Annotated in this window: 16 protein-coding genes and 1 pseudogene; 14 read left to right on the forward strand and 3 right to left on the reverse strand. The window is 44.0% G+C overall.

The genetic code is table 11. The annotated features are described in order from the left end of the window. Nucleotides 1-7: 7 nt before the first annotated feature. Nucleotides 8-229, forward strand: a complete 222-nt coding sequence (locus tag BMZ78_RS12445) for a helix-turn-helix domain-containing protein (protein WP_093230721.1) — start codon at nucleotides 8-10, stop codon at nucleotides 227-229. A gap of 321 nt (nucleotides 230-550) precedes the next feature. Here the strand turns inward: BMZ78_RS12445 and BMZ78_RS12450 are convergent, their stop codons facing one another. Continuing rightward, nucleotides 551-1,483: a bile acid:sodium symporter family protein gene (locus BMZ78_RS12450; RefSeq protein ID WP_093230722.1), complete on the reverse strand. Its 933-nt coding sequence runs from the start codon at nucleotides 1,481-1,483 to the stop codon at nucleotides 551-553. Nucleotides 1,484-1,779: 296 nt separating this feature from the next. Next, a complete protein-coding gene (gene acsA, locus BMZ78_RS12455) occupies nucleotides 1,780-3,492 on the reverse strand; it encodes an acetate--CoA ligase (protein WP_093230724.1) in 1,713 nt (570 codons plus the stop codon). A gap of 169 nt (nucleotides 3,493-3,661) precedes the next feature. On the opposite strand from acsA, the gene BMZ78_RS12460 reads away from it, so the two are divergent. From BMZ78_RS12460 to BMZ78_RS12515, 13 genes are all read left to right on the forward strand, one after another. Continuing rightward, complete coding sequence (locus BMZ78_RS12460) at nucleotides 3,662-4,285, forward strand: TetR/AcrR family transcriptional regulator (RefSeq protein ID WP_093230725.1); 624 nt, start codon at nucleotides 3,662-3,664, stop codon at nucleotides 4,283-4,285. Between the two features lie 66 nt (nucleotides 4,286-4,351). Continuing rightward, nucleotides 4,352-4,864: an acetyl-CoA carboxylase biotin carboxyl carrier protein gene (accB, locus tag BMZ78_RS12465; RefSeq protein WP_175482448.1), complete on the forward strand. Its 513-nt coding sequence runs from the start codon at nucleotides 4,352-4,354 to the stop codon at nucleotides 4,862-4,864. A gap of 20 nt (nucleotides 4,865-4,884) precedes the next feature. Further along, the gene (locus tag BMZ78_RS12470) at nucleotides 4,885-6,966 is read left to right on the forward strand and encodes a methylmalonyl-CoA mutase family protein (RefSeq protein ID WP_093230727.1); all 2,082 of its coding nucleotides are present in this window, start codon (nucleotides 4,885-4,887) and stop codon (nucleotides 6,964-6,966) included. Then, the gene (gene scpA, locus BMZ78_RS12475) at nucleotides 6,963-9,110 is read left to right on the forward strand and encodes a methylmalonyl-CoA mutase (RefSeq protein WP_093230728.1); all 2,148 of its coding nucleotides are present in this window, start codon (nucleotides 6,963-6,965) and stop codon (nucleotides 9,108-9,110) included. The genes BMZ78_RS12470 and scpA overlap by 4 nt, the downstream gene beginning before the upstream one ends. A gap of 3 nt (nucleotides 9,111-9,113) precedes the next feature. Further along, nucleotides 9,114-10,124 (forward strand): methylmalonyl Co-A mutase-associated GTPase MeaB, encoded by a 1,011-nt coding sequence (gene meaB, locus BMZ78_RS12480; protein WP_093230730.1) that lies wholly within the window; start codon nucleotides 9,114-9,116, stop codon nucleotides 10,122-10,124. A 4-nt stretch (nucleotides 10,125-10,128) separates the two neighbouring features. Next, on the forward strand, nucleotides 10,129-10,563 hold the full coding sequence (gene mce, locus BMZ78_RS12485) for a methylmalonyl-CoA epimerase (RefSeq protein WP_093230731.1): 435 nt from the start codon (nucleotides 10,129-10,131) through the stop codon (nucleotides 10,561-10,563). After that, nucleotides 10,556-12,097 (forward strand): acyl-CoA carboxylase subunit beta, encoded by a 1,542-nt coding sequence (locus tag BMZ78_RS12490; protein ID WP_175482453.1) that lies wholly within the window; start codon nucleotides 10,556-10,558, stop codon nucleotides 12,095-12,097. Before mce ends, BMZ78_RS12490 begins: the two co-directional genes overlap by 8 nt. A gap of 12 nt (nucleotides 12,098-12,109) precedes the next feature. Then, nucleotides 12,110-12,316, forward strand: coding sequence for a hypothetical protein (locus tag BMZ78_RS12495; protein WP_093230734.1), 207 nt, complete (start codon nucleotides 12,110-12,112; stop codon nucleotides 12,314-12,316). Between the two features lie 25 nt (nucleotides 12,317-12,341). After that, nucleotides 12,342-12,785 carry an acetyl-CoA carboxylase biotin carboxyl carrier protein gene (locus BMZ78_RS12500; protein ID WP_093230735.1) on the forward strand — a complete coding sequence of 148 codons (444 nt, stop codon included), beginning with the start codon at nucleotides 12,342-12,344 and terminating at the stop codon, nucleotides 12,783-12,785. Nucleotides 12,786-12,797: 12 nt separating this feature from the next. Beyond that, entirely contained in the window at nucleotides 12,798-14,150 is a 1,353-nt protein-coding gene (accC, locus tag BMZ78_RS12505; protein WP_093230737.1) for an acetyl-CoA carboxylase biotin carboxylase subunit, read from the forward strand. A gap of 330 nt (nucleotides 14,151-14,480) precedes the next feature. Continuing rightward, on the forward strand, nucleotides 14,481-15,626 hold the full coding sequence (locus tag BMZ78_RS12510) for an acyl-CoA dehydrogenase family protein (RefSeq protein ID WP_093230738.1): 1,146 nt from the start codon (nucleotides 14,481-14,483) through the stop codon (nucleotides 15,624-15,626). Nucleotides 15,627-15,896: 270 nt separating this feature from the next. Beyond that, nucleotides 15,897-16,061, forward strand: a complete 165-nt coding sequence (locus BMZ78_RS18835) for a hypothetical protein (protein WP_175482449.1) — start codon at nucleotides 15,897-15,899, stop codon at nucleotides 16,059-16,061. Nucleotides 16,062-16,237: 176 nt separating this feature from the next. Further along, nucleotides 16,238-18,112, forward strand: a complete 1,875-nt coding sequence (locus tag BMZ78_RS12515; protein WP_175482450.1) for a sigma-54-dependent Fis family transcriptional regulator — start codon at nucleotides 16,238-16,240, stop codon at nucleotides 18,110-18,112. 132 nt (nucleotides 18,113-18,244) lie between these two features. On the opposite strand, the pseudogene BMZ78_RS12520 reads toward BMZ78_RS12515, so the two are convergent. Next, nucleotides 18,245-18,577: pseudogene (locus BMZ78_RS12520) on the reverse strand (N-acetyltransferase family protein); the annotation flags it as partial. Nucleotides 18,578-18,711 lie beyond the last annotated feature (134 nt).

Raw genomic sequence — 18,711 nt, forward strand, 5'->3', positions numbered from 1 at the left:
GAATAAAATGGCGATTATAATCAATCTTGATGTGATGTTGGCTAAAAGGAAAATGAGCGTAACAGAACTTTCGGAGAGGGTTGGAATAACAATGGCTAACCTTTCTATATTGAAAAATGGAAAGGCAAAAGCAATTAGGCTTTCAACTTTAGATGCAATTTGCAAAGCATTAGAATGCCAACCTGGGGATATTTTAGAATACAAAAATGACGAAGACACTAAAGGATAATAAAGTAGCTTTAATTAAAAAGAACATAGATAACAAGAAATGAAAAAGAGCTTGGTAAAATATCCAAGCTCTTTTTGTGTGAATTGTATTGTGAATTTACTCTTGTATTATCTGCGATTTGTGTTGAAAAATATAATGTTATTTTACGTTTTGCACCTTACAAGTAAACCCGTTACTAAAAAGTAGAATGTGTGACTCAAAATCGAGCTTTGCTATTTCTACCCCGCCTAAAATCATTTGACCCAAAAGGGTATCAATAAATGTTGAATCCCAAAAAATAACCCGTATCACAATAAAGTGGTACGGGTTCATTATTTTATGTTACTTTTTCTCTTTCATCCGTGAGAATAGAGTGGCCAAGATCGAACCCGAAATATTATGCCAGACGCTAAAAATAGCACTTGGAACAGCGGCCAACGGGGTGAAGTTCGCCATCGCAATCGCTACACCGAGTCCGGAATTTTGCATACCAACTTCCATTGTAACAGCTTTTCGCTTGGCAAGGTCCATTTTGAAAAGTTTTGCCATCAGGTAACCTAGTAAAAAGCCCAATACATTGTGCAAAATCACAACAGCGAAAATCATGAGTCCTGTCTGCGCAAGTTTTGCTTGGCTTCCAGCTACTACTGCGGACACGATGGCCATGATGGCAATGACAGATACAAGTGGTAATGCTTTTTCGCTGGCCTTTGCCTGTTTGTTAAAGAATGCTTTGACAATTAACGCTAATACAATAGGGATGATTACAACTTGAACGATGGACCAGATGAGATCCCCTGCATTGATTTTAGTCCATTTTTGTGCAAATAAGACGATTAAAAATGGAGTAACAATAGGAGAGAGGATGGTAGAGATCGAAGCGATTGATACAGCCAGGGCGACATCTCCTTTCGCCAGAAAAGTCATTACATTGGAGGCCGTCCCGCTCGGGCAACTTCCAACCAAAATAACCCCAATCGCTACATCTGGCGGCAAATGTAAGGCGATGGCCAGGATAAATGCAACAAGAGGCATGATGATAAAGTGGCCAACAACGCCAATGGCTACCTCCTTGGGCCTGCGAAATACTTCTTTAAAGTCATCCACAGATAAGGTTAAACCCATACCAAACATCACTATTCCCAATAACAAAGTAATATAAGGGCTAATCCAAAGAAAGGCGTTTGGACGATAAAAAGCACAAACAGAGATTAATAAGACCCAAATCGGGAATGTGTTTCCCATAAATCTTCCAGCTTTCTCAATAAAATTCAAATTGCTTCCTCCTTTTATATTTTTTTCTTCATAATATGAACTATATATCAACATATGTCAATATATAAATTTTAATAAGGAATATATTAATTCTGTTTATTTATGATTGTATTTGTCAGGTCTTATTACATTATCACGCAATTCGATTGATATGCTCTGAAAGGTACGGCAAACAAGGGCATCCAGCAAAGGCAGCTGATGCCGTTTAATTCCGAAAATTCCCTAGGATAAAAGAAAGAAGCCTAATCATCCAATAGATGAATCACCAGGCTTCTCAGAATCATTTTTATTCACCTCTAATCCTCAAGGGTAGACAAATCTCCAGTGGGCAAGCCTAATTCCCAAGCTTTTAAAACGCGTCGCATAATTTTTCCTGAACGGGTTTTTGGAAGTTTTTCTTTAAATTCTATCTGACGCGGAGCAGCGTGCGCGGCTAATCTTTGTCTGACAAATTGGGAAATTTCCTTTGCTAGTTCTTCGCTTGGTTCATATCCTGCCCGAAGTGTGATAAATGCTTTAATAATTTGGCCACGAACGGGATCGGGAACTCCGATGACTCCTGCTTCTGCAACGGCAGGATGTTCGACGAGTTTGCTTTCAACCTCAAAAGGACCTACGCGTTCCCCTGAAGTGTTAATGACATCATCGACACGGCCCTCGAACCAGAAATATCCATCTTCATCCTGATAGGCCGAATCGCCTGAAATAAACCAGCCATTGAGAAAATATGACTGATACTTTTCTTCATTTCCCCAAACTTTGCGCATCATCGAAGGCCAGCCGGGTTTAATGGCCAGGTTCCCCATCCGCTTCGGAGGCAATACATTTCCTTCATCATCAACAATGGCCATTTCCACACCAGGCAGAGGTTTACCCATTGAACCGGGGCGAATCGGCATGTTTCGATAGTTCGCACAGATGGTAGAACCCGTTTCTGTCATCCACCAGTTATCATGAATAGGCTGACCCAAGACATCCAATCCCCAATAAAACACTTCCGGATTTAACGGTTCACCGGCAGACAGAATATGGCGCAGAGAACTTAGATCGTACTTCTTGGGAAGGTCATTTCCTTGAGCCATCAGCATTCGAAAGGCCGTTGGTGCACTGAACCAAACACTGACCTTATACTTCTCCAATGTCGCATACCAATCTTCAGGTTTAAAACGACCACCGCGGCAAACCGATGTGACTCCGTTTAGCCAAGGGGCAAAGATGCCGGCTGATGTTCCTGTTACCCAGCCAGGGTCAGCAGTACACCAATACACATCCCCTTTGCGCAGATCGTAAACATATTTGCCGGAAACATACATCTGAACCATGGCATAATGAACATGGAGGATGCCTTTGGGCTTACCGGTAGAACCGGACGTGTAAAATAAGACCATACCATCTTCTTTATCCACCCACTCAATCGTATAGGCGTCAGACTGGTTTAATAAGCTATTGTAAGAAACTTCTTTGGAAGAATCGGAAATTTCCCCTAATACGATGATATGTTTTAATTGTGGTAGTTCTGAATCATGAATGCGCTTTCGTAGTTGGTCAGTCGTAACAACAGCCACGGCTCCACTGTCCAGGAGACGGTCTTTTACCGCCTCTTCCATAAAGGCTTCAAAAAGAGGACCAACAATGGCACCGATTCGAACAATGCCCAACATGGCGATAATCAGCTCAGGGCTTCTTGGCATGAAAAGAAACACGCGATCCCCTTTTTTGATTCCTAATTTCTTTAAACCGTTTGCAAAACGACAAGAAAGCTCTTTTAACTGATTGTATGTGTAGCTTTCATCACGGTTTCCATCGGTAAAATATAACGCAATTTGATCTCCAGCACCCTCATCGACACGCCGGTCAATGGCTTCATAAACAATATTTACTTTACCGGTAGAACTCCATGTAAAGTGTTTTTCGATCTCTTTCCAATCAAAAGACTCTCTTGTTTCTTCGTAGTTTTTTAAATTCGCACCTTCGTCTAGCGGAAAGATGATTTCGGATCTTTTTTTCATATAAAATTACCTCTTTCTATAACAGTATCTGTAATAAACGACATGTTATATAACAATATTATGAAGTTTGTCTTTCGTTTTGTAAAGTAAATAAATGTCTTTTAAAAAGAAAAATTCGACAAAAATTTTTTCGATGTGTTATAATACAACCAGGTGGTGAACACAACATATGAGAAACAAGCCTCTTCGCGAAAGGATCATCGAAACGTCCCTACGCCTTTTTGAAACGTATGGCTATCATAATGTATCCGTGGATCAAATCGTTAAAGAGTGCGGAACATCCAAAGGGGGGTTTTATCATCACTTTTCTTCCAAGGATGAACTGTTATATACCATTCACGACCAATTTATTACTTATGTTTTAGAAAAAGGGCATGCTGCCTACAATGAATGGAATACACCCACCGAACGTTTACGGGCTATTGCGAAATCTTTCGTTGTCATGATCGATCTGTATAAACCCGAGGTGACCATTTTTTATCAGGAAAGTCATTATTTGTCCTCCGACTATTTCCCGAATATAGTGGCGAAGAGGGATCAATACAAAGATTTGATCATTAAAGTCCTTCGTGAAGGAGTTGAATGCGGCGAATTTCACCCCCAATTACCGGTAACCATGGCAGCGATGTTCATCTTTGGAGCAGTTAACTGGATCTATAAATGGTACAAGCCTGATGGGAAATATACGATCGAAACGATTTCGGACATTTATGCGGATTTGATTCTTCGGATGGTCTTATCTCCAGAATGTTTATCAAATTACTCTTTTTTTGGGTTTTTAGAGACGGACTAGTCGGTTTGCAGACCAACTGGTCGGTCTCTTTATAAAATAACATGTCATATCTCAAAGGAGTGGAGTATGTTGAGGATGCATGAAATTCGGGAAATCATCCGACTAGTCGATGAATCAGGCATTGAATCTTTAGAATTGGAAACCGGTGAGGGGAAACTTGTTATCAAGCGATCTGTTTCTTCTTCCATCCAAACGATTGCGCCGAAGATGAACGTTCCAGAAAAGCCGTCTGTTACACCGGTTGAAATTCCAAAACCTGCTGCAAAGCCGATCGAACCACCGTTTGTAAAAGAAGAAAAACCAGTCGAAAACAGGCCGACAAACCCTGAGACAGATTCGTTATATAAAATTACTTCTCCGATTGTGGGAACGTTTTATGCTGCCCCCAGCCCTGAAGAACCTCCTTATGTGCAAGTAGGATCGAAAGTGAAAAAGGATACAGTGGTTTGCATTATCGAAGCCATGAAACTGTTTAATGAAATTGAAGCTGAAGTCGAAGGAGAAATTGTTGAAGTATTGGTGCAAAACGGTCAGTTGGTAGAAATCGGACAACCTTTGTTTCTGGTTAAAACTTCATAAACAAGAAAGAGGGGCATATCATGTCAATTCAAGCAGATAAAGAAAAATTTTTCGGAGATTTTCCCTATCCGTCCTACGACGATTGGAAGAATGCTGTTGAAAAGTCTCTGAAAGGAACCTCTTTTGACAAGCTTTTTACCAATACGTATGAAGGGATTACGCTTCAACCGATTTATCGGCCTGAAGATATTGAACATTTGGCTCATATCCAATCTCAACCCGGACGAGCTCCTTATGTCCGTGGAACAAAAGAAGAAGGAGACCGGCGCTGGGAAATCGCGCAAGAAATCCAGGCAATCACGCCTCAAGCATTGGGAGAGGCTTTGCGTTCGGATTTAGCCCGAGGTCAAACCACCATTTATCTTTCCTTGGATCAGGCCAGCTTACGCGGTTTAGATCCTGATGAGGTACAAGAAACGGAAATTGGCGATAAGGGCGTTTCTCTTGTTCATCTGCAGGATTTGGAAAACGCTTTCGCTTCCATCGATTTAGAAAAAACGCCGTTGTTTCTCCGGGTTGGAAGTTTAGGGCTTCCTTATTTCGCTTTGCTTCTTGCCTGGGCGAATAAGCATCAGTTGGATCTTTCCCAACTGAAAGGTTGTATCGGTATGGATCCGATCGGATTCTATGTCAAAGAAGGTCAGCTTCCCTTTTCTTTAGAACAAGCTTATGATCACCTGGCTGAGATAACAAAAGCCTCGCTAAAACAGGTACCAAACCTGCGAACCATTCTGGTGGAGGGACATCCATATCATGACGGGGGTGCAAATGCTGTTCAAGAGCTTGCTTTTGTCCTAGCGACAGGTGTCCATTATATCCGGCAATTGATGGAGAGAGGATTATCGATCGATGAGATTGCTCCTCGGATGGTTTTTTCATTCTCAATTGGCTCGCATTTCTTTATGGAGATCGCCAAATTGCGTGCTGCCCGGATTCTTTGGTGTCAAATCATCGATGCGTTTGGCGGGAATGCCGAATCGCAAAAAATGTACATTCATGGCCGGACGTCGGCTTTCAATAAAACGGTTTACGATCCTTATGTGAATATGCTTCGCGTAACATCAGAAGCATTCGCTGCCGTAGTAGGAGGAGTAGATAGTCTTCATGTATCTCCATTCGATGAATGTATTCGTTTGCCGAACGAGTTTTCTCGTCGGATCGCACGTAACACGCAGCTGATATTGCAACATGAAGCACACTTGTCGCGTGTGGTCGATCAAGCGGGAGGTTCTTGGTACGTAGAATGGCTAACGGATCAGATGGCACAAAAGGCCTGGTCTTTATTCCAACAGGTTGAATCCCGGGGCGGAATCATGAATTCATTAGCAGAGGGATGGATTCAAGATCAAGTAGCTGAGATCGCTCAGAAGCGGATCGCTCGGATTGGATCACGTCAGGATCGGATCGTAGGAACCAATATGTATCCCAATCTTTCCGAACAAACGTTAGAAAACGATGAAATGCTTGTCAAGCAACAACGGCAAAAACGACTGGCAGAAATACGATCCTTCAGATCCAATGTTTTCTTATCTGAACACACGCTTGAAGCTTCGATTCAAGCATTTCAATCCGGCTTGACAGTGGGGCAGTGGGTGAAATCCATCGCATCGCCTGTTTCCTCCATTCGCCCGATTTCCGCTTTTCGTGCTGCGGAACGCTTCGAATCATTGAGGAAAAACGCAGAAGCCTATCGGGAACAAAACGGAGCCTATCCACGAATTTTCCTTGCCAAAATTGGAAACCCAGCCCGATTGAAGCCACGCGCAGATTTCACGATTGGTTTCTTTCAGGTCGGTGGATTTGACGTCATTGAACAAGAGGGGCTTTCTTCCGTTGAAGAAGTTGTAGACTCCTATACCGCTTCTTCCACCGATATCCTGGTCATTTGCTCCGAGGATGACCGATATCCGGAAATTGTTCCCGACGTCGTGCGGAAGGTAAAAGAACGCCGCCCGGAATCTACGGTTTTCCTGGCTGGATTGCCTGCAAAAGAATGGCGGGAACGTTTCCTTCAAGCCGGTGTCGATGATTTTGTCCATGTAAGGGCTCATTGTTTTGATATATTGTCAAAACTCCAACAAAAGAAAGGGATTGCGAAATGAAAAAATCACCTGACTTCACCAAAATCGCCTACAAGCCTCCTATATCGGCTCAGAAGAGTGCAAATACGGCCTCTGCTTGGCAAACGATGGAACAAATTTCAGTAAAACCCTTTTACACTTCTGAGGATACTGCCAATCTCGAGCATATTGGTTACATGTCCGGCATTCCTCCTTATTTAAGGGGGCCTTATCCGAGCATGTATGTGACTAAACCTTGGACGATCCGCCAATATGCCGGTTTTTCCACGGCGGAAGAAAGTAATGCCTTTTACCGCAGGAATCTCGCTGCCGGACAGAAAGGGTTATCTATCGCTTTTGACTTGGCTACCCATCGAGGATATGATTCTGATCACCCTCGTGTTGTCGGGGACGTAGGAAAAGCCGGGGTAGCTGTTGACTCGATCCTGGATATGAAAATTTTGTTTGATGGCATTCCGCTGGACCAAATGTCGGTTTCCATGACGATGAATGGTGCTGTTCTCCCCATAATGGCCTTTTATATCGTAGCTGCCGAGGAGCAGGGAGTCAAACAGGAGCAGTTAACGGGAACGATTCAAAATGATATTTTGAAAGAATATATGGTGAGAAACACGTATATTTATCCACCTGAGGCTTCGATGAGAATTATTGCCGATATTTTCGCTTATACCTCGAAACATATGCCGAAGTTTAACAGCATCAGTATTTCGGGTTATCATATGCAGGAAGCGGGAGCAACAGCTGATATCGAATTGGGTTATACCCTTGCTGACGGGCTGGAATATGTCCGTACTGGAATAAAAGCCGGGATCGATGTAGATTCCTTTGCCCCTCGACTTTCTTTCTTCTGGGCGATTGGAATGAACTATTTTATGGAAGTTGCAAAATTGCGGGCTGCGCGTCTCTTGTGGGCTAAATTAATCAAACAGTTTAATCCCAAAAATGAAAAGTCGATGGCTTTGCGGACGCATTCGCAAACGTCGGGTTGGAGTCTGACTGAACAGGATCCTTTTAATAACGTAGCACGCACTTGTTTAGAGGCGATGGCTGCCGCCCTTGGGCATACCCAATCACTGCATACAAATGCCTTAGACGAAGCGATTGCATTGCCGACCGATTTTTCCGCCCGGATTGCGAGAAACACGCAATTGTATCTGCAAGATGAAACAGGAATATGTCAAGTGGTGGATCCTTGGGGAGGATCATATTACGTCGAAGCCTTAACTGCGGAATTGGTCAAGCGTGCTTGGGAGCATATTCAGGAAATCGAGTCTTTAGGGGGAATGGCGAAGGCCATTGAAACGGGGCTTCCAAAAATGAGAATCGAAGAAGCTGCTGCAAGAAGACAGGCTCATATCGATTCCGGTAGAGAAGTGATCATCGGAGTGAATCGCTATCGTTTGGATCACCATGAGCCTCTGGAAATCTTGGAAGTGGACAATACTGCTGTTCGCGAAGCGCAAATCCGCCGCTTGCAAGAGCTTCGCGCGAACCGGGATGAGGCAAAAGTGCAGAGCGCCTTAAATGCCATTACGCATGCCGCAGAAACCGGGGAAGGAAACCTGCTTGCCCTAGCCATTGAAGCTGCCCGGGCAAGAGCGACTCTTGGCGAAATCTCTTATGCATATGAAAAAGTGGTCGGTCGTCATAAAGCCGTTATTCGTTCCATCAGTGGAGTCTACAGCTCAGAATTCGGTGATGCTGAAGAAGTTGCTCAAGTTCGGAAAATGACGGATGAATTTGAGAAACGGGAAGGACGCCGTCCGCGTATCTTGATTGCCAAGATGGGACAAGACGGACATGACCGGGGAGCGAAAGTCATTGCAACTGCTTTTGCGGATATGGGGTTTGACGTGGATATCGGTCCGCTCTTCCAAACACCGGAAGAAACTGCAAAACAAGCTGTAGAAAATGACGTTCACATTGTAGGCATCAGTTCCTTGGCCGGTTCACATAAAACCTTGCTTCCGCAATTGGTGGAAGAATTGAAAAGGCTTGGCCGAGAAGATATTGCTGTAGTCATTGGCGGGGTTATTCCAGCTCAAGATTATGAATATCTGAGAGAACATGGGGCTGTGGCGATTTTTGGTCCGGGAACGATTATCCCTGTCGCTGCCCAGAAAGTTTTGGAAGTTGTAAATCAACGTTTGAATGATGAGGTATAGCCTATGAGTCAACCCAAAAAACGACGACGCCTGAAGGTTGAGGATTACGTACAAGGTGTCCTGGAGAAAAATCGAACAATTTTGGCTCAAGCCATCACCTTGGTTGAAAGCAACTTGGAAGAGCACATGAAAATGGCTCAAGAGGTTCTGCAACGCTTGCAGCCCCATACCGGCCGATCGATTCGGATCGGCATTACCGGTGTTCCCGGGGCAGGAAAGAGTACATTTATTGAAAGCTTTGGACTTATGTTATGCGAAAAGGGGCATCGGGTAGCTGTCCTGGCCATTGATCCGAGCAGTACATTGACGAAAGGAAGTATTTTGGGGGATAAAACGAGAATGGAGAAGCTCTCTAAACATCCCCATGCCTATATTCGTCCTTCCGCGTCTGCGGGAACGCTGGGAGGGGTGGCGAGAAAAACAAGAGAGAGCATGTTGGTCTGTGAAGCTGCCGGGTTTGATGTCATTCTCGTCGAAACTGTCGGAGTGGGGCAAAGCGAAGTTGCAGTTCGCTCCATGGTCGATTTTTTCCTTTTGCTTACGCTGACCGGTGCCGGAGATGATCTTCAGGGCATTAAAAAAGGGATTATGGAACTGGCTGATGCGATTTTAATAAACAAAGCGGATGGAGATAACGAAATCAAAGCCAGGGCGACAAAGGCGGAATTGAATCGTGTTCTTCATTATCTTCATCCAGCCACCGAAGGTTGGAAAACGAAGGCTTACACTTGTTCCGCCCTTTACGGAACCGGAATTGAAGAAATCTGGGAAGTGATCCGGAAATTCCAGGAAGTGACTACTGCATCCGGTGTTTTTCATCGCCGAAGGCAACAACAGACTTTAGATTGGATCTATACGATGATTGATGAGTATCTTCGCGCACGATTCTTTCAGCATCCGACCATCCAATCGGTTCTCCCTCAAATTGAAAAAGAGGTGCTTAGTGGACGGGAATCGGCGACCCAAGCCTTCAAAAGACTGGTTCAACTTTTTGAAGAACAGGAAAGGGGTTAAGAGAATGCTCAATCCTCCACAACAAATTGAACATATCGGAATTGCTGTAAAGAGTTTACAAGAATCGGTCCCTTTTTATACAGACCTGTTAGGATTGAAATTACTCGGTTTTGATACGGTGGAAAGCGAAAAAGTGAAGGTGGCTTTTCTGGAGATTGGGGAAACCCGGCTGGAACTGTTGGAACCCACCTCCCCGGATAGTCCAATTGCAAAGTTTATTGAGAAAAAGGGTGAAGGCATTCATCACATTGCCTTTCGCGTGGATGATGCTGTTAAACGATTGAACTTTTTAAAAGAAAAAGGGATTCGCCTCATTCATGAAGTTCCGAAAGAGGGCGCTCATGGGAATTTGATCGCCTTTTTACACCCGAAATCCACCCAGGGAGTTTTGATCGAACTCTGTCAACCAGGAGCTGATGAACAACATGAGCATGTATAAAAAAATTGATGAATTAATGGATCGAAAACTGAAGATTCAATTGGGCGGCGGCGATGCCAAAATTGACGCGCAACACAAGCGGGGAAAACTGACCGCAAGAGAGCGAATCGATTTGCTTCTGGACGAAGGCACTTTCGTCGAATTGAATCCGTTTATCAAACACAGGGCCACGCACTTTGGAATGGATAAAGTCGATGCTCCCGGAGAAGGGGTCGTCACCGGTTACGGGCAGATCCACGGACGCCTGGTATATGTATTCGCCCAAGATTTTACGGTCTTTGGCGGGGCACTTGGGGAAATGCATGCGTTGAAAATTGCCCGCATTATGGATTTGGCAGCCAAAAACGGAGCCCCGATTATTGGCTTGAATGATTCGGGTGGAGCCCGAATCCAGGAAGGGGTTGTATCCTTGGATGGATACGGCCACATCTTCTACCGGAACGCCATTTACTCGGGCGTAATCCCGCAAATTTCCGTGATTCTCGGCCCTTGTGCCGGGGGAGCCGTGTACTCTCCTGCAATTACCGACTTTGTGTTTATGGTCGAAAAAACGAGCCAGATGTTTATTACGGGGCCGAAAGTCATTGAAACTGTCACAGGAGAGAAAATTTCGGCTGATCAACTGGGGGGAGCCAAGGTTCATTCGAGCATCAGCGGGGTTGCTCACTTTACAGCCCCTTCCGAACCCGAAGTCTTAAACGATGTAAGACGCCTGTTAAGCTTCCTTCCTCAAAATAATATGGAGAATCCTCCTGTTTTTGAGGCGCCTCAAGATTCGGATTGGCGGGAAGATCTGGCCGAAATTGTTCCGATTGAAGGAACGAAAGTGTATGATGTGCGAAAAGTCATCCGTCAGGTTGTGGATGGCGGCGACTTTATGGAAATTCAACCTGATTTTGCGAAAAACATTGTCATCGGTTTCGGTAGAATTGACGGACATTCCGTGGGAATTATCGCTAACCAACCCAAAGTCATGGCTGGTGGCTTGGATATCAATTCATCGGATAAACTCGCTCGATTTATACGTTTCTGTGATGCCTTTAATATTCCATTAATTACGTTCGAAGACGTTACGGGATTTTTCCCGGGTGTGAAACAGGAACATGGCGGGATTATCCGTCACGGGGCGAAAATTCTCTACGCTTACTCTGAAGCCACCGTTCCGAAAATCACCGTCATTTTGCGAAAAGCGTACGGGGGAGCCTATGTGGCCTTAAACTCCAAAGCCATTGGGGCAGATATCGTTTACGCATGGCCCAGCGCTGAGATTGCTGTTATGGGACCGGAAGGGGCTGCGAATATCATTTTCGCCAAAGAAATTGAAAACAGCGAGAATCCAGAGCAAACTCGAAGAGAAAAAATCGCTGAGTACCGGGAGCTGTTTGCCAATCCTTATGTTGCTGCTTCTCATGGCATGGTCGATGATGTCATTGATCCGCGAGAAACTCGAAAAAAACTCAAAGAGGCACTTGAGATGCTTCGGACGAAGCGGGAATCCAGACCGCCGAAGAAGCATGGAAATATTCCGCTTTAAGGAGTGGATCCGATGATGATTACGTTAGTCAAACAAGATTGTTTGAAGAAGCAATCCGAGGATGGACGATATCACGCTCCGTTTGTGACCCAAGAGCCTGTATCATACTGGCAGAAACAAGGGGATGCAATAGTTCCTGCAGTTCAGGGACTGCGAGAAACCTTGCCGTTCGGATTGCCTTGGAACCGGCTCCATCATTTGCGAAGATCTCCAAGATAAAAGAGCAAGAAAAAGAGGTGCCAACATGAAACTGTTAGAAATTCGAGAAATCATTCGCCTTGTGAACGAATCTTCTATTGATGAATTTTGCTTTGAAAAAGAAGGTTTTCGAATCGCCATACGAAAGCCGGCCCCCGAGATGGTTCAGGGTGAAGAATCACCTGTTCTTACGACCCCTACCAATGAAGAATTTAACACTTCCTTGCAAAAGGTAGACACGGAATCCGAATCTCCGGTGATCTCCACGAAAGAGATCGTGTCCCGATATGTGGGAATTTTCTCCGGTCCTTTTGTTCAAGTAGGAGATCGTGTGGAAGAAAATACGTTGCTTGGCACTTGCCGTGTGGCTTCTTTAAATCTTTCCCATGATATCCGATCGGATGTGGCTGGCGAAGTGGTCGAGATCTTGGCGGAAGAAGGACAAGTAATCGAATATGGGCAACCGGTGTTACGAATTAAGACAGTGTAAGGGGATAGCGATATGCTTAAGAAAGTGCTGATTGCTAACCGTGGTGAAATTGCTGTCCGTGTCATCCGCGCTTGTCGGGAAATGGGAATTCAAACGGTGGCCGTTTTTTCCGAAGCTGACCGGGAAGCACTCCACGTGAAATTAGCGGATGAAGCCTATTGTATCGGTCCAACAGCTTCGAAAGAAAGCTATTTGAATATGACCAATCTGATCAGTGTGGCTTTATCGGCCGGAGTCGATGGAATCCATCCGGGATACGGGTTTTTGGCTGAAAATGCCGATTTTGCCGAGCTTTGCAACCAATGCAATATCACATTTATTGGTCCGGACCCGCTGGCAATCCGAAAAATGGGGGATAAATCGACTGCCAAAGAAACAATGAAACAGGCGGGAGTTCCTTGCGTTCCGGGAACAGAAGGGCTCGTGGAAGACATTGAAGATGCTGTGCACATTTCCAAAGAGATTGGTTTCCCTGTTATTATAAAAGCCACAGCCGGTGGTGGAGGAAAAGGGATGCGTCTTGCCAACAATGAAGAAGAACTTCGGAAAGGGATTCGTCAAGCTCAGAAAGAAGCGGAAACCGCTTTTGGAAATGCTGGCGTTTATATTGAGAAGTTTGTTGAGGAACCCCGTCACGTTGAAATCCAAATCATCGCCGATAAACATGGCAATGTTGTTTACCTCGGCGAGCGGGATTGTTCGATTCAACGCCGCCATCAAAAGCTCGTCGAGGAGGCTCCGTCTCCCGCTTTAAGTCAGGAATTGCGTCAAAAAATGGGAGAAGCCGCTGTTGCCGCTGCACAGGCTGTTAACTATCATGGCGCCGGGACAGTTGAGTTTTTATTGGACAAGCACGGCCAATTCTACTTCATGGAAATGAATACGCGAATCCAGGTGGAACATCCGGTAACCGAGATGATCACTGGATATGATCTCATTAAAGAACAGATCCGGATAGCTGCTGGTTATCCGCTTTCCATGAAGCAAGAAGACATTCAAATTAACGGATGGGCGATCGAATGCCGGATTAACGCTGAAAACCCGGCGAAAAATTTTATGCCCTCCCCCGGAAAAGTGGTAAGCTATTTTCCGCCAGGAGGATATGGTGTGCGCGTTGACAGTGCCGTCTATCCAGGCTGTGAGATCTCCCCATTCTATGATTCCATGGTAGCCAAACTCATAGTTTGGGGGAAAGATCGTGAGGAAGCCATCCAACGGATGAAGCGGGCTTTGGATGAATTTGTTGTCAAAGGCGTAAATACAACGATTCCCTTTCATCGTAAACTCATGGATCATGAGGTTTTTGTCAGCGGCAATTTTAATACCAAATTCCTCGAAACCTATCCGATCAATATCGAAGATTAATGGTAAACCTCAACACGACACCTTAGTCCCATTTTCAAGGGGGCTAAGGTGATTTTGCTTTTTCTTTTACCGTTTGTCCCTGTTCTTCAAACGGTCTCCACACCTTGGACAGGTGTATGAATACGCCCTAAGTCAATATTAAACGACAACAATAGAGTGAAAAAAAGCAATAGTTAACTTGATAGACTTATATCGATGTGGGGTTTTAGATGAACTATATGTAATATTCCTGCAATTTTAGAAAACGCTATCATTGACATGTTTTTATATTATACTAATATTAACGATATTTTCGAAATAATTTCTTACAAGGATGAAAGGAATTGAAACATGACACATCGATACCTAAAAGAAGAACATCTCATTTTTCGCGAATCGCTCCGCAAATTTTTGGAGAAAGAGGTTGTTCCTTATTTTGACCAGTGGGAAAGGGAGCGTTTGATCCCACGTGGATTATGGAAAAAAATGGGTGATAACGGATTTCTTTGTCCGTGGCTGGATGAAAAGTACGGCGGGCTGAATGCTGATTTCGTCTATTCGGTCGTTTTGATGGAAGAATTGGAGCGTATCGGAACAGGGCTTACCGGTTTTATTTTGCACAACGATGTTGTTGTTCCTTATTTAGATGCATATGGGACAGAAGAACAGAAACAGCGTTGGCTTCCGGGATGTGTAAGCGGTGACATCATTACTGCAATTGCGATGACTGAACCGGGTACAGGATCCGATCTTGCAAACATCCGAACCACCGCAATCCGTGACGGGGATCATTACATCATTAATGGTGAAAAGACGTTTATCACGAATGGAATTCAGTCCGATCTCATCGTGGTTGCCTGCAAGACTGATCCGAAAGCTGTTCCAGGCTATAAGGGCATTAGCCTGATTGTAGTGGAACGGAATACTCCTGGGTTTTCTCGAGGTAAGAAATTGGACAAAATCGGCCTTCACAGCAGTGATACAGCCGAACTGATCTTCGAGGATGCCCGTGTACCAGTAAGCAATCTGTTGGGGGAAGAGGGAAAAGGATTTTATTACCTCATGAACAAGCTGCAGCAGGAGAGACTTGTCGTAGCCATTCAAGCGCAAACATCTGCTGAAGAGATGCTCAAGATGACGATCGAGTATGTACAAAATCGAACGGCATTTGGTAAGCCGATTGGCCAATTTCAGAATACACAGTTTAAAATCGCAGAGATGGCGACTGAGATTGAAATTGGTCGCACATTTGTGAATGATTTGATTGTCAAGCATATGGAAGGTAAAGATATCGTGACACAAGTGTCAATGGCAAAGTGGTGGATTACAGAAATGGCGAAGCGAGTGGCTGGGGAATGTATGCAATTACACGGTGGTTACGGGTATATGGAAGAGTATCCGATTGCCCGCCGCTACCGCGACATCGCAGTAACATCGATCTATGCGGGAACCAATGAGATCATGAAACAGATCATTGCAAAAAATATAGGTTTATAAGGATCTAAGACCCATTTTCAAGAGGTCTTACATGAAAAAGTCAGGGTGTACTTATCATTTTGTTGAATACGCCCTGATTTTTTCTGCTTTTACTCACTGCTACCAATTGAGTAGGAGATATAGGAAGATCCTATTGGAGATCATGGACAACGATAGAGTCTAAAGTTACACAAATTGATAACAAATACAGACTTTATCTACCCTTTTTGATACAATAAGGATACGATATTGACTTGAAAAGAGTGATCATCGTGAATTTGGGATATATGAGTGCTTCCACAACTGGACCCATTGAAGATCTCTCCCAAAGAACAAGTTGATTTCCTCAAACGTTTTGCTACCAATATTGAGGCTCAAGATTCTGCTAGCGGCGGAAAAGCCAAAGCCATTACATTGCAAATCTTGCATGACAAGAAAATATTTAACTCCGAATGAGCAAAGCTGGTCCTATCTTTTTTTGGATAAATTGTAATAAAATATGTTACAATTAAATTCGTCAAGTACCGAATTTGATATTAGTATCAGAACTGAATGCTTTTTCGGTGAAGTATCCCTCATTACGCCTTCATTTTCAGTGAAAGCGAGATGGTACTTTAAAGGGGTGAATGCCTGTGTTGCATGAATCTACAGAAAATAATGCGATAATTCATACGTCATGGGAGAGGAGCAAAACGTTTGGTGTTGATCCCGATAAAATCAATAATGAACTGTTAACAGAAGGAGAGTTAAGAGACCGAACCAACCAGTTCCATGATTTTTTCCGTACTTCAACGAAAATACTGGACCGTCTCTATTCTCAGTTAAAAAGGACTTCCTTTATGATTCTCATTTCAGATGTGGACGGATACATTATCCGTTCATGGGGAGATTTCCCCTTCATAGAGAAAGCAAAAAAAGTGTGGTTGGATGTGGGGGCGAACTGGCATGAACGGATCAAAGGAACCAATGCCATCGGAACCGCTCTGGTTGAAAAAAAACCGGTAAGCGTGATCGGTAAACAACACTATTGTCGCGAAAACCATTTTCTCACTTGTTACGCTTCTCCGTTATATTCTCCAAAAGGAGAACTTCTGGGTGTATTGGATATCAGTGGAGACGCCCGGAACCATCAAGTCCATACCTTGGGAATGGTGATCGCGGCAGCCCAAGCATGCCAAGCCCATCTTCTTCTCGAAAGTACACAACAGGAATTAACCTTCGCCCTCCAGGAAACAGAAACGGTTTTCAAAGGAATCAACCAACCTCTTATATCCGTAGATGAAAGCGGTATCATCACCCGGATCAACCAAGCCGCGGCAAATCTTCTAGAACAGCCTTTAGAACGCTGTATCGGCCAACCCTTGGATCGTTGGTTTAAAGAATCCGAGGAAATCTTATCTACCTGTGGTCCAGCGCTGAAAAAAATAACGCTTAAACCCAATCTGAAAGGAAAAAAGAGAACATGGGTGGCTCAAACCATACAGGATAAACGAAGAAAAAAATTCCGTGTGGTTATCAGTACTGAGAGATCACGTGATCCATTCAAACCAAAAAAAGCCGAGAATACGGATCAATTGGTTTACGATTGTCCGAAAGTAAAACAAGTTTTGGAAATCGTGTCGGCTGTCGCCAAAACGGAAGCCTCCATTCTCATCCAAGGGGAAACCGGAAGTGGAAAAGAAGGGATAGCCCGGCGAATCCATCAGGAAAGCGGAAGAGAAGGCCCATTAATCACAGTCAATTGTGCAGCCATTCCCGAACAATTGATTGAATCGGAGTTGTTCGGCTATGAACAGGGAGCTTTCACTGGTGCACGCAAGGATGGACAAATCGGGAAATTCGAAGCAGCTCATGGAGGTACCCTTTTCCTTGATGAAATCGGGGAATTGCCCTTAAGCTCTCAGGCGGTCTTGTTACGGGTTTTGGAAGAAAAAGTAGTCACAAGAATCGGTTCCCTTGAATCCAAACCGGTAGATGTTCGTATTGTTGCAGCCACGAATAGGCCATTGGCCCAGGAAGTGCAAAAGAAACGTTTTCGAGCTGATTTGTATTACCGCCTCTGTGAATTTGAAATTTCGCTTCCTCCCCTTCGAGAGCGTTCGGATCTTTTAACTCTCGTAGATTTTTTTCTAAAGCAGGTCGCTCAGGAAATCGGCATAAACCAGTTTACGTTGGATCATCTGGCTAAAGATAAAATTCAACTCTATCATTGGCCCGGAAACATCAGGGAATTACGCCAGGTACTTCGACAGGCTGCATATAAAACGTATTTCGTCCATCGATCGACTGTGATCTCCGCTGAAGAGTTAATCTTTCCACAGGATCGTTCCACGAATTTGTTGCTTCAAAGCAAGGAGGAGGAAGCGGTGAAACAGGCGATTCAATCCGCAAAAGGAAACCTGTCCAAAGCAGCTCGGATGCTGGGGATCAGCAGAACGACTTTATATAAAAAAATCGCTCAATACCCTCAGGTAAAAGAAGTCCTGGAGAAAATAAAGAACATGTAACCCGTCCCTACGTGGGGTAGATGGAGCATCCGTCGATTTCGGGTCATCTCTCCAGTAAATGGAAATTAGCTCAGGATAATTCCTGAGCTTTATCTTTGATAACTAATAAATATCGAAAATAAGCTATACTTATCAATATATTAACTTTCTAAATCTATATCCCGTTATTTCATAACCAAGCTTTTTATAAAATTTATGAGCTTCTTCTTCTCTTCCAAAACCACTTACTAACCAAGTCCCTATACATCCATGCTCTTTCGCAAGTTTTTCTGCATACTTCATTAAAAATCGACCAACACCCTTATTACGAACATTTGGATTAACGACAATAGCGGATATTTCACCATATCATGTAGGAGCTTCGATGTTTTCGCGTATTCTAAAAGCCAAAAAACCTAAAACTTCCTGACTTTCTACACATACATAAAGGAAATCAAAAGGACTATTTTTTACAAAGTTTAACCGATCCTTAGCAGTTTGAGTGGATACGGGTTCATTGGTTAGCTCTTAATGAACCCCGTTTGTCCAGACATTTAAGCAACATTTGAAGTTATAGATTGACGAAACTCTTTAGGGGATAAATATCCCAAAGCAGAATG

Source organism: Thermoflavimicrobium dichotomicum, assembly GCF_900114055.1.
Classification (GTDB): Bacteria; Bacillota; Bacilli; order Thermoactinomycetales; family Thermoactinomycetaceae; genus Thermoflavimicrobium; species Thermoflavimicrobium dichotomicum.